Below are 11761 nucleotides of genomic sequence, written 5' to 3'. Positions count from 1 at the left end.
TATTACGTAACCCAGATAAGTCAAAGCTTTCTAAGCGTAAAAACCCTACAAGTATCAATTACTACAAAGAAATGGGTTACCTACCAGAAGCGGTACTTAACTACTTAGGCCGCATGGGCTGGTCAATGCCAGACGAGCGTGAAAAGTTCACACTTGATGAAATGATTGAACACTTTGACATGAAGCGTGTATCGCTTGGTGGCCCAGTATTTGACGTAGATAAGTTAAGCTGGTTGAACGGGACGTGGATCCGCGAAAACTTGACTGACGAAGAGCTTGTGCAGCGCTTTGTTGATTGGAAGTTTAACGGCGAAATGCTAGCTAAAGTATTACCAGAAGCTAAAACGCGTATTAATACGTTGTCGGATATGGTTGATTTAGCAGGTCATTTTGTAGGTGGTATTCCAACTTACGACCCAGCGCTGTTAACGGCGGGCAAAGCCGACGAAAATGTAATACGCCAAGCACTACAATTTTTTGTATGGCAATTAGAAGGCTTACGTAGTTTTGATAAGCCAGCTATTTTTGCCATTGCAAAAGAGGTTGCCACATTCCATGAGCTTAAAATTAAAGACTTTTTAGAGCCAATATTTGTAGCAATCACAGGTAAAACGTCATCGACGTCGGTACTTGATGCAATGGAAATTTTAGGCTCTGACCTATCACGTGCGCGTTTACGTGTAGCACTTGCTCATTTAGGTATTTCTAAAAAGCAGGCTAAAAATATTGAGCGTGCTTACCGCACATACCCAAGCGCATAATCTTTAGTCATACTTTTTAAAAAGCCGAGCTTATTAAATAAGCTCGGCTTTTTTGTTTTAGGGAGCCAGTGTTAATTAGTTCTGGTATTACTGCATTTATTTCAAGTCGTAAGCTTGACCAGTACAAGTAACCGAAATGTCGCAATAAGATTGAGGAGTTTCTCTACAAGAATTAATAGTAAAGGCATTACCGCCTCTGCGCATTGCATCCACTTTAAGTGAATCAATGGCACTTGATTTAGCGCGATTGTAACTAACGTTACTGTTTGCACCACGGCCATCTCCATTACAGCTCTCGCCTTCAATTCGGCCTAATAATGAAGCACCGCTTTCATGGGCTTGTTGGTCACTATAAAATTGATGCAGATCTCTTTTATTTACATAAGTACCAATTTCATCACCTAAAACATCGTTGTTTATATTGGTATGGTAAGTAACGCCAGAACACCCAGTAAGTGCAGTTAGCACACAGGTTACAGCAAAAATACGCAGCATAATGATTAATCCCTTAGTTATTGTTGGCTTAAGAACAAATTATCAATAAAAACAAAAGCAAGCAAAACAAAAACAAAAGTAAGTTGTATCATTTTGTAAGTGATTCGACCTCTCTTTAAATTTTTTCTGGTAGTATGGGTAAGTTATAAGCAGTTTAAGCAGTGAACAAACTATGTTAAGTCCTTACTTTCAGCAGCACGCTGATTATGTTTCTATCTCTCGTGAGCAAGGGTGTCGTTTCGCAAAGTGCGTTGCAGATGATTACAATCCACTTCATGATAAAGATGCCAAAAAGTTTTGCGCGCCAGGAGACTTACTTTTTTCTTTAGTGTTAGACCGCTACGGTATAAGTGAGCGAATGGAGTTTACCTTTGCTGGCATGGTTGACGAAAATACCAAACTTAACTTCCCACAAGGGGATGATGAGTTTGATGTAACCAACGGCGATAAAGTAATTTTAAAGGTAAAACGCGAAGGCAAAACCAGCAAATGCCCAACACTTACAAATAGCCTAATAAAAAACTATGTTGAGTTTTCTGGTGCGGCATTCCCACATGTCATTATTCCGTTAATGGGCAAGCAAGAGGTAATGATTAACCCAGCGCGCCCTATGGTTATTTACGAGTCGATGATTATTAATCTTGATAACATTGAGATTAAAGCACCAACGCTTGAGTTTGCTGAGCCAAGCTTTGAATATACAGGTAAACGCGGCAAAATTACTCTGCGCTTTAACCTATTAGAAAACGGCGAAAAAGTTGGTTTTGGTGAAAAGCACATGGTGGTGTCTGGTATTCGTGAATACTGCCAAGCAACGGTTGATGACTTAATCGCATTTTATAATGAGCGAAAAGCGACCTTAAAACCAGTTTAAAATCAGCATTTAAATGAGGCGCTATTGATAGCGCCTTTTTTATTGCTAAAGCTCAGGTATAATGGCGCTCTTTGTTATTTTAAAGCTAAGCCTATGTCCGCTACATCATTTTCATCACTTAATCTCGACCCGTTATTATTAACAGCGATTGAGCAAAATAATTACACTCAGCCTACCGCAATTCAGATTAAAACTATTCCGCCAATTCTCGCGGGCAATGATGTAATGGGCAGCGCACAAACTGGCACAGGTAAAACAGCAGCCTTTGTATTGCCACTACTACATAAGCTTTTAAATACACCTAAAAAGGATGAGCCAGGCATTGCTCGAGTGGTCATTTTAACGCCTACGCGTGAGCTTGCTCAGCAAGTGTTTGCAAGCTTTGAAAAATACGCTCAAGGCAGTAATGTTCAGGGTGCTTTAGCGTATGGCGGCGCAAGTATTGGCCCGCAAATTAAAGCACTTAAAACGGCGCAAGTGATAGTGGCAACACCAGGTCGCTTGCTCGATCATATAGTTAAAGGCAGTGTGGTGCTCTCTAGTGTTGATTCATTAGTATTTGATGAAGCAGACCGCATGCTCGATATGGGCTTTATTGATGAAATAAAACGTATTTTGCGCCACATTCCAGGCGATCGCCAAACCTTATTGTTCTCAGCCACATTCGATGACAGCGTGTTTGAGCTAAGTAAAAAACTACTTAAAAACCCCGAGCTGATTGAAGTTGATAAACGTAACTCAGCCGCCGTTGAAGTAGAGCAAATTATTTACGCAGTTGATGAAGACCGTAAGCGCGAACTTGTATCGCACATGATTGGCATGAAAAATTGGCGCCAAGTACTTATATTTACGCGCACCAAACAAATGGCCGATAAGCTTGCCAAAGAAATGTGTAAAGACGGTTTAAAAACAGAATCCATTCATGGCGATAAATCGCAAGGCGCGCGCGACCGTGCACTACAAAACTTTAAAGAAGGCACTACACGCGTATTAGTTGCCACCGATGTAGCTGCACGCGGGCTTGATATTCCTGCGCTTAAATACGTAATAAACTTTGAGCTGCCATATATAGCTGAAGACTACGTACACCGCATAGGCCGTACGGGTCGCGCAGGCGAGCAAGGGCTTGCAATGTCGCTTGTAAGTATTGATGAGCAATGGCTACTTGAAGAAATTGAAGTACTACTTGATACGCGTTTAGCATCACAATGGTTAGAAGGTTACGAGCCTGACTTAAACAAAGCCCCTAAAGATAACCGAAAAAACACTAACAAAGCGCGTAAAGATCGCGATAAAAAACGTATTACAGGCAAAAGGGCACCAAGCAGACGACGAAAATAATAGCCAGTAGCATGGGGCAGTTAATGCCCCATTTAGTGATAAAAAATGAGTTTTAAATAGTATTTAGCAATTTTATACACATCAGCTGCGCTTATTTTAATGGTCACTTTTACATAAAGCGGCAAAATAAATAATCCCCCCTTTAAATCGCAATACTTTGTAAGTGTTTTTTCTTCTTACAAATGTGCATTATTACAGTTTAAATCTATACTTAATCTACGACTAATAGATTGGTAGAGCGATGAAAGGTATTATTTTTACTGAATTTTTAGAAATGGTCGAAAGCACATTTTCACCTGCCGTTGCCGATCAAATTATTGAACAAAACGAACTGGATTCCAATGGGATTTACACCAGCGTTGGTAACTATAACAAGCAAGAGCTTTTAAAATTAGTGACTTTGTTGAGCAACATTGTCGATATTCCAGTAGATGTACTGGTTAAAGAGTACGGAAAATATCTGTTAACGCGCTTCTTAGTTTACTACCCACAGTTTTTTGAAAACCTCACTACCACGTTTGATTTTTTAGATACCATAGATAGACACGTGCATGTAGAAGTTGAAAAATTGTACACCGACGTTGAGTTACCTAGTTTTCAAACCAAGCGATTAAGTGATACTCAAATGCAGATGGTTTACCATTCGAGTAATCCCTTTGCAGTGCTCGCTGAGGGGTTAATAGAAGGTGCAGCCGAGCATTTTAAGGAAAATATCAGCATACGCAGCGATATCAGTGACGATCATCAAGTTGCTACATTTAACTTAACTCTGGTCGGTTAAATATGGATGTAGCTCTTTTACAGCGCAGATTAGAACGAGAGCGTTTGGCACGAAAAGAAGCTGAAAAACTACTTGAAGCCAAATCGTTACAGCTTTACGAAGCCAATAAGGTACTCAAAGGTGCGGTTGAAAATTTGGAGCAGGAGGTTGCTAACAGAACTCACGACCTTGAACTGGCTAAACAAGATGCAGAAGCTGCGAATGAGGCTAAATCAGACTTTTTAGCAAACATGAGCCATGAGATTCGCACCCCGATGAATGCCATAATAGGCATGGCTTATTTGGCTTTAGATACTGAGCTTTCGGAAAAACAGCGCGACTATGTTGAAAAAATTCATTATTCGGCAGAGTCTTTATTAGGAATAATTAATGATATTTTAGACTTTTCAAAGGTTGAAGCGGGTAAAATAGAGCTAGAACAAAAAGAATTCAATTTTAATACCTTCCTAGAAAATCTTGTAAATATTATTAGCACGCTAGCATCACAAAGAAAAATTGAAGTGGTGTTTGATATTGACCCCTTACTGCCTGACTTTTTTATTGGTGATGCATTAAGACTCAACCAAGTACTATTAAATCTGTTAAATAATGCACTTAAATTTTCAACACGGGGTAAGGTTATATTAGCTGTAAAACTAGTTCAGAAAGTAGATAGTTATTGCAGTGTTGCTTTCTCTATTTCAGATAACGGCATTGGGATGACCCAAGCACAAGTTGACTCACTATTTAAACCTTTTACTCAGGCTGACGTATCGACAACCCGAAAGTTTGGTGGAACGGGGCTTGGTTTGGTAATAAGCAAAACATTGGTCGAACTAATGCAGGGCGATATTACAGTAAACAGCAAATTAAATAAGGGGAGCTGCTTTAGTTTTACTATTCCACTCAATTATTCGACTAAGCAAAATGAGTTTGAAATATCACAAATTAGAGCCAAGCGAGCACTTGTTATTGAGAGTTCAGATAGTCAGTTAACATCATTACAAACGCTGCTTTTAGGTTTTGAAGTAAAATTTGACACTGTAAACAACATCAACCAAGTATTAGACCGGCTAGGCATTCTACATGATTACGATTTTATATTTATAGATTGGCGAACTTTAAATTTAAATCATGATAGTGCTGCGCAGTCTTTGCGCAATAAGCTTAAATTAAATGCAAAAAAGCTAATTGTAATAGCGCCTTGTGAAAATAAAGCGCTAAACGAAAGCCTACTAGGGTTTGGTAATAACACTTATAAAGTACTCATAAAACCAATAATTAAAAGTACTTTGCATAACGTACTTTTACAAATTATGCATATAAAAACACTAAAAAAACCAGAATCACAACAGAGCTTAAATACACAAAACACACTACAAAAACTGCAAGGTATTCATATTTTATTGGTTGAAGATAACCCGCTCAATCAACAAGTAGCTACACAAATACTACGTAAAAATGGCTTAATTGTTGATATTGCTAACGATGGCCTTGAGGCATTAGATGCGCTAAAACATAAAACTTACGATGGTGTGTTAATGGACTGCCAAATGCCTAGAATGGATGGTTATAACGCAGCCACAGAAATAAAAAAACAAGCAAAGTTTAAAAATTTACCCATTATTGCAATGACTGCTAATACAAGAGAAACGGATTTATTAAAGGCGCAAGACTGCGGTATGAATGGCTATATTTCAAAGCCCATTAAGGTTGAAAGTATGTTTGAAGTAATAGCAAAGTGGGTGTGTATTTAATTTTTTTGAGTTGTTTACTTAATAAGCTGGTGAGGTAAAAAAGGCAAGCATTAGCTTGCCAAGAAGGGTGTAAATTAGTTTAACTTTACGCTATTTGTTTCTCAGCTAGGTTGAGCTCCATAGTTGCTTTTAATAAACGGTATAGGTTAATTGATGCGTCAATTTCTTCTTTACGGTTTGTTAAGCTTTCAATGTTTAAACCCAGTGGCACGTCTAGGTGTGCACAGCTTTTTAAAATTGAATCGAGATTTTCGCGGCAAATACGCACCGATTCACTCAAGGTGTTGTCTGCGTCAAGCATGCGCCATTTGGTCGCCTCTGGTACTGAAATACCTAACCACTGCATAAACTCTAGGGTTTTTTCACCGCCACACGGCGTAAACGTTAGTATAATACGTTTTGGTGTAACGCCTTGTGCCTTGCAGGTACGCGCGTAACTTGTTATTAAATCAATAGTAGCTTGAGCATTATAAACCGCTTGCGATATAAAAAATTGGCAACCTTGTGTTGTTTTTTCTATTAAGCGTTCGTGTTCATTACGTTTACTTGCATGTCGCTCTGCAATGGTAACGCCTCCTAAAAAGAAGTCATCACTTTGCTTAGCTAATGTCTTATAAGCGTCAGGTAGGCTTAGTTTAATATCACCTTCCGACGATGGGCTACCTACTAAAACGACATTTTTTAAATCAAACTCGTTTTTAGTTTCATCTAGCCACTCTTTAAATTCAGCCTCACCGCGTTGCGCTACGCTTTTGTAGGTAATTACATCTAGGCGTGATAAGTCTTTTAGCAACTTACTGTACTCACGCGGATCAACCGTTTGTTTAAATGGAAACGGACGAGCCTGATTAGTACGGCTACTCTCATCTTGAATATCGTAAATTACAACACCGTCGTATTCAATTTCGTGTAAGCGGCCTAATAGTTTTTCTGCAATGGTTTTTAACTGCGCTTTATCAGTGCCTATTTTGGGTGGCGTTGTGCCAATAAGATAAACACCTTGATTAGTGTCCTCAATTTTCTCTTGAAGTGATAAAGCCATAATCCTCATTCCAGCTCAATGGTTGATAGATTTAATATAGCAGCCATTTAGACGTCTAGATAGATTTTTTAAGTGAAAGTTTTTCAAGCAACGTGAGGATTATTCATACAAAGGAGTTCCTAAATTAAGTGCATGACACAGTTGTTTACATAATAAAGCGACTGAGGGCTCTTATATTCATTGGCTTTGGGGCATAATTAGTAGTGAAATTGTAAATATTTTGACAACAACTTTGCTCAATTTACTAAAGGACAATTATGAAATTTAAATTATTAGCAACAAGCCTTGCGGTATCACTCGCTTTAACTGGCTGTGCAATGCAAAAAAATGAAACGACGCAAACAGCAAAACAAGAACAAATAAAAAAAGCTGATGACCGTGTTTTTTCACAAGATTACCTAATTGAAGAGCTTGAGAATGGCTTACGTGTAATGGTTGTAAAAACGGATTACCCTGATGTCGTTTCGCTGCAAATACCGGTTTCTGTTGGCTCGCGCAATGAAGTGGAAGCGGGTAAAACTGGTTTTGCTCATTTTTTTGAACATATGGTATTTAAAGGCTCTAAAAAATTTCCGCAAGACGAATACACCGCCATATTCAAAAATGCAGGGGTTGATAACCGTGCATACACTACCAACGATTACACTAACTACCATTTAAACTTTTCAAAGCAGCACCTTGATAAAGTACTTGAGATTGAAGCTGATATTTTCCAAAACTTAACCTACACCGAAGAGCAATTTAGAACCGAAGCATTGACGGTAAAAGGTGAGTACTTAAAAAATAACGCCAGCCCGATTCGCAAGTTATTAAGTGCTGTGCGTGCAGAGGCTTTTGAAAAGCATACTTACAAACACACCACAATGGGCTTTTTTGAAGACATAGAAGCCATGCCAGACCAAATGGCTTACGGTAAAGAGTTTTTTGATAAGTTTTATAAGCCAGAATATGTATCGCTAGTTATTGTGGGTGATGTTGACCCAAAAGCCACAATGGCAATGGTTAAAAAACACTGGGGTGGTTGGGAAAAAGGCAATTACGTTGCCGATATTAAAGCTGAGCCAAAACAGCAAGCTCCTAAATATTTGCATGAACAAAATAAAGCCTTGCCGGGGCATTGGCTATTGGTATCGTATAAAGGTGCTGCGTGGGAACCCGCTAAAAAAGACAGATCTGCACTTGATTTAATCTCGCAGCTTTATTTTTCAAGTAACTCAGATTTATATCAAGAGCTCGTTGTTGATAAACAAATAGCGAGTCAAATGTTTACTTATAATCCAGAAACCAAAGATCCAGGCTTACTGCATGTATTTGTAAAAGTAGAAAACGCTGATGATTTAGCAAAAGCGCGTGATGCAATTAACCGCACTTATGCAATAGCCAGAACAGAATTGGTCGACGCACAAAAATTAAGTGACTTAAAGTCTAACCTTAAATATGGCTTTATTAATGGTTTAGATTCGTCGCAAGCAATTGCATCAACGCTTGCAAGTTACATGCATTTTGAGCGCGACCCTGAGGTTATTAACCAGCTTTATAAATCAGCCGACAACATCACAGCAGAAGATATTAAAGCGGTTGCCAATAAATACTTTGTAGATAACACGCGTACTACCGTGACTATGTCGGCACTTGATAAAGCACCGGGGTTTGCAGAAGAGGCGAGTTTAAGTGCAGTAGTTGCAAAACTTGAACAAGCCCCAGAGGCACCTGTATTTAAAGTGCTTGATAAAACCAATAGCTCGCCGCTGATTGATGTAAACTTTTTATTTAATACAGGGGCAGCTGCTGATCCTCAAGGTAAAAAAGGTGTAGCTGCGCTTACCGCCGCAATGCTTGCTCAAGGTGGGTCGCAAAGCACCAGCTACAAAGAAATTCAAAAAGCGCTTTATCCGCTTGCAGGTAGTTTTGGTTACCAGATTGACAAAGAAATGCTGTCGTTCCAAGGGCGTATTCATAAAGACAATGCTGAAACTTGGTATGCACTTGTAAGCGAACAATTACTTAATCCAGGCTTTAGAGACGATGACTTTAAACGCCTTAAAAAAGAAATGATCGACGGTATTAAGTCAGGATTAAAAGCATCTAACGATGAAGAGCTAGGTAAAGAGGTACTCTACAGCACGCTTTACAAAGGCCACCCATACGAAAGCTACAACTACGGTGATATTTCTGATTTAGAAGCATTAACGCTTGATGATGTAAAAGCATTTTACAATTCAGAGCTTACTCAATCTAAACTAACACTGGGTTTAATTGGCGCCGTGCCAAAAGCGCTTAAAGCAAATATTATGAGCGATTTAGCAACCTTACCTAAAGGCGAGCAAAACCGTTTAAGTATTCCTGATGCGCCAGAGCTTAAAGGCCATCATGCAACGATTGTAGAAAAATCAGCGCAATCGACGGCAGTGTCGTTTGGCTTCCCAATTGATACTATTCGCAGCAGCGAAGATTGGACTGCCCTTTGGCTTGTGCGTTCGTACTTTGGTGAGCATCGTAGTTCTAACTCATACTTATATGAGCGAATTCGTCAAACGCGCGGTATGAATTACGGTGATTACGCATATATTGAATACTTCCCACGTGGTATGTTTCAAACTAAGCCTGATGCAAATTTAGGGCGTTCTGAGCAAATATTCCAAGTATGGTTGCGCCCACTTCGCTCTAACAACGACGCGCACTTTGCAACGCGTACCGCATTATTTGAGCTGGATAAGCTTATTAAAAACGGCTTAACAGAAAAAGACTTTGAGGCAACACGTAACTTTTTAATTAACTACGTGCCGCAGCTTGTAGCAAGTCAAAACCGCCAGCTAGGTTATGCACTTGATAGCGAATTTTATAAAACTGAATCGTTTGTAAAATACGTAACAAGTAAACTTGAAAAGCTAACGCTTGCTGATGTGAATCGGGTGATTAAAGATAATCTACAAACCGATAACGTGCAGTACGTGTTTATTACCGGTGACGGTGAAGATATGAAAAAACGTTTAGTGTCAGAGCAAACATCGCCAATGGTTTACAACACAGAAAAACCAGCGGCGCTTGTTGCAGAGGATAAAGTTATTGCCGATTACGCATTAGCTATTCCGGCTAACAATATTGAAGTAGTGAAAGTTGATAGTGTTTTTAAATAAACCTTAAAAAAACGACTTGTAGATAATTAAAAGCCCCACGTTTGGGGCTTTTTTATAGCATTGAGCCAACCTTTATCCCTAACCCTAAAATTATTACTGCGCTTATTATGGCTATTAATGTGATATGGCCTCGTAATTCTTTTTCTTTACGTTCTGACATTTTTTAGCGCCTCAACTCATTATAAAAAATACAGTGATCATCCCCAATATAAAGCTGACTACTGACGATAGTGTTAAAATTGAGGTTATATTACGCGTGTTTAAAGCTGGACTAACATCGCAAGAGTTAGTGTTATCTTCAAGTTTAATTAATTCACCTTGGCGTACTTCCAATACAGCACATAAAGCCATTGTTGTTTCTTTTGATGCTGCACCTTCTTTCTCTACCCGTTGAATTGTTCTTAAACTAACATCGCAGGCGTCAGCAAGTTGCTGCTGAGTCCAATTTAACTGGCCTCTGAGTGATTTAACAGTTGTAGGATTTAATTGCACGTTAAAGCTTCCCTACAAATAGTTCAACAATGGTTGCAGTTGCATAGCCAAACACTGCACCGCCTAATGCGCAACCAGCAATAAAAAAGAAAGCCTTTTTAGGATCGTCAGGAAGACTGCATTGAATTTGTTTGGCAACGACTTTTGTATCTTTATAAAGTGTGCATTCCATTCGCCCTGTGAGTATGTTGAGCATGTCAAACTTTACTTGGTACTGTGAGTTCTCAAAATCAAAAGAGTGGGTGCTTGTGCAATTTACATTGCGCTTTTTACTAAATAAATCATCATTTATGTACACCTCTTCTTTACCAGTAAAGTAACTTCCAAAACAGGCTATTTGATTGTCGCCATCTTGAAAATAAAATTTATAGCCGAGTTTTTTAGTATTTAATATGTCGTTTTTCATCATCGTTATCCTTGTTGAGTAGATGATGCTAATTTAGCGTTTATTATTATTTTTTACGCCGTCATGAATATGCCAGTGAGCAGTTTGGCATATGACACTGTGTATGTCATGTGTGTTTAACTACTGATTTTAATGTGTTTTATTTAATTTTCGTTCAGGTTTAAAATGAGTGTTGCTGTCGTATCATTTTTATTCTTTGATTGAGTAAATAATAAATTTAAAGAAAAGTACGCATTTATTTTTGTCAAAAAAACGCTAAGTACATATACTTTCAGACAATTATTCTTATAAGTCTGAAGGTAAGCGTGCTAGATGATAAATTATTTTTAAAGTTAGTTTTGGACACTATGCCAGAGCAGGTTGTTGTAATTAATAAAGAAGGAGAAATGGTTTTTATAAATAAAGGATGGCAAAACTTTGGTGTGAATCGCTCCGAGTTCATCGGAGACCAGTTTGTTTAAGTCAGGCCACTTTACCTGACTCGTTTAAATTATCATAGTAGTCTGTTTCATATTGAGCTGGTGAAATATACCCAATTGAAGATAATAAGCGTTGATTATTAAACCAATTGACCCACTCTAACGTTGCGTATTCAACAGCATCAACATTCTTCCACGGGCCATTTCTGCGAATAATCTCTGTTTTAAATAATCCATTTATTGTTTCAGCCAATGCATTGTCATAAGAGTCACCCAC

The 11761-nt window shown here is 38.6% G+C and carries 12 protein-coding genes; 7 read left to right on the top strand and 5 right to left on the bottom strand.

All coding sequences use genetic code 11. The features are described 5' to 3' along the window. Positions 1 to 761, top strand: a 761-nt coding sequence (locus BCG07_RS15435; protein ID WP_286890983.1) for a glutamate--tRNA ligase family protein, incomplete at its 5' end; no start/stop codon positions are given. 96 nt (positions 762 to 857) lie between these two features. Here BCG07_RS15435 and BCG07_RS15430 read toward each other — a convergent pair. Then, entirely contained in the window at positions 858 to 1256 is a 399-nt protein-coding gene (locus BCG07_RS15430; protein WP_138740921.1) for a hypothetical protein, read from the bottom strand. A gap of 172 nt (positions 1257 to 1428) precedes the next feature. Between BCG07_RS15430 and BCG07_RS15425 the strand changes: the two genes are divergently transcribed. From BCG07_RS15425 to BCG07_RS15410, 4 genes are all read left to right on the top strand, one after another. Further along, the gene (locus BCG07_RS15425) at positions 1429 to 2130 is read left to right on the top strand and encodes a DUF3581 domain-containing protein (RefSeq protein WP_039036485.1); all 702 of its coding nucleotides are present in this window, start codon (positions 1429 to 1431) and stop codon (positions 2128 to 2130) included. A 93-nt stretch (positions 2131 to 2223) separates the two neighbouring features. Then, on the top strand, positions 2224 to 3471 hold the full coding sequence (locus BCG07_RS15420; RefSeq protein ID WP_138740922.1) for a DEAD/DEAH box helicase: 1248 nt from the start codon (positions 2224 to 2226) through the stop codon (positions 3469 to 3471). Between the two features lie 241 nt (positions 3472 to 3712). Beyond that, positions 3713 to 4252 carry a heme NO-binding domain-containing protein gene (locus BCG07_RS15415; RefSeq protein WP_286890980.1) on the top strand — a complete coding sequence of 180 codons (540 nt, stop codon included), beginning with the start codon at positions 3713 to 3715 and terminating at the stop codon, positions 4250 to 4252. A gap of 2 nt (positions 4253 to 4254) precedes the next feature. Beyond that, positions 4255 to 5988 (top strand): response regulator, encoded by a 1734-nt coding sequence (locus tag BCG07_RS15410; protein ID WP_286890978.1) that lies wholly within the window; start codon positions 4255 to 4257, stop codon positions 5986 to 5988. A gap of 85 nt (positions 5989 to 6073) precedes the next feature. Here the strand turns inward: BCG07_RS15410 and BCG07_RS15405 are convergent, their stop codons facing one another. Further along, positions 6074 to 7030, bottom strand: a complete 957-nt coding sequence (locus BCG07_RS15405) for a methylenetetrahydrofolate reductase (protein WP_138741221.1) — start codon at positions 7028 to 7030, stop codon at positions 6074 to 6076. 257 nt (positions 7031 to 7287) lie between these two features. Here BCG07_RS15405 and BCG07_RS15400 point away from each other — a divergent pair, with 257 nt between their 5' ends. Then, positions 7288 to 10167 carry a M16 family metallopeptidase gene (locus BCG07_RS15400; protein WP_138741222.1) on the top strand — a complete coding sequence of 960 codons (2880 nt, stop codon included), beginning with the start codon at positions 7288 to 7290 and terminating at the stop codon, positions 10165 to 10167. 171 nt (positions 10168 to 10338) lie between these two features. Here BCG07_RS15400 and BCG07_RS15395 read toward each other — a convergent pair whose 3' ends face one another. Both BCG07_RS15395 and BCG07_RS15390 read right to left on the bottom strand, forming a co-directional pair. Continuing rightward, positions 10339 to 10659, bottom strand: coding sequence for a helix-turn-helix transcriptional regulator (locus BCG07_RS15395; protein WP_286890973.1), 321 nt, complete (start codon positions 10657 to 10659; stop codon positions 10339 to 10341). A 1-nt stretch (position 10660) separates the two neighbouring features. After that, entirely contained in the window at positions 10661 to 11068 is a 408-nt protein-coding gene (locus tag BCG07_RS15390) for a hypothetical protein (RefSeq protein WP_138527740.1), read from the bottom strand. A 302-nt stretch (positions 11069 to 11370) separates the two neighbouring features. Between BCG07_RS15390 and BCG07_RS15385 the strand changes: the two genes are divergently transcribed. Continuing rightward, positions 11371 to 11526: a hypothetical protein gene (locus tag BCG07_RS15385; RefSeq protein ID WP_286890971.1), complete on the top strand. Its 156-nt coding sequence runs from the start codon at positions 11371 to 11373 to the stop codon at positions 11524 to 11526. A gap of 1 nt (position 11527) precedes the next feature. On the opposite strand, the gene BCG07_RS15380 is transcribed toward BCG07_RS15385, so the two are convergent. Beyond that, positions 11528 to 11761: integrase core domain-containing protein (locus tag BCG07_RS15380; protein ID WP_273611334.1), on the bottom strand; the 234-nt coding region annotated here is incomplete at its 5' end.

Origin of the sequence: Pseudoalteromonas sp. ESRF-bin5 (assembly GCF_002632075.1) — a bacterium.
Lineage (GTDB): Bacteria > Pseudomonadota > Gammaproteobacteria > Enterobacterales > Alteromonadaceae > Pseudoalteromonas > Pseudoalteromonas marina.
The sequence above is the reverse complement of the archived record's forward strand: the minus strand, read 5'-3'. Positions and strand labels throughout refer to the sequence as shown.

Excerpts from the sequence above, each read along its gene's own strand:
- BCG07_RS15430 (WP_138740921.1), bottom strand. The coding sequence starts at position 1,256 with ATGCTGCGTATTTTTGCTGTAACCTGTGTGCTAACTGCACTTACTGGG.
- BCG07_RS15420 (WP_138740922.1), top strand. The coding sequence starts at position 2,224 with ATGTCCGCTACATCATTTTCATCACTTAATCTCGACCCGTTATTATTA.
- BCG07_RS15425 (WP_039036485.1), top strand. The coding sequence starts at position 1,429 with ATGTTAAGTCCTTACTTTCAGCAGCACGCTGATTATGTTTCTATCTCT.
- BCG07_RS15390 (WP_138527740.1), bottom strand. The coding sequence starts at position 11,068 with ATGATGAAAAACGACATATTAAATACTAAAAAACTCGGCTATAAATTT.
- BCG07_RS15405 (WP_138741221.1), bottom strand. The coding sequence starts at position 7,030 with ATGGCTTTATCACTTCAAGAGAAAATTGAGGACACTAATCAAGGTGTT.
- BCG07_RS15400 (WP_138741222.1), top strand. The coding sequence starts at position 7,288 with ATGAAATTTAAATTATTAGCAACAAGCCTTGCGGTATCACTCGCTTTA.
- BCG07_RS15410 (WP_286890978.1), top strand. The coding sequence starts at position 4,255 with ATGGATGTAGCTCTTTTACAGCGCAGATTAGAACGAGAGCGTTTGGCA.
- BCG07_RS15415 (WP_286890980.1), top strand. The coding sequence starts at position 3,713 with ATGAAAGGTATTATTTTTACTGAATTTTTAGAAATGGTCGAAAGCACA.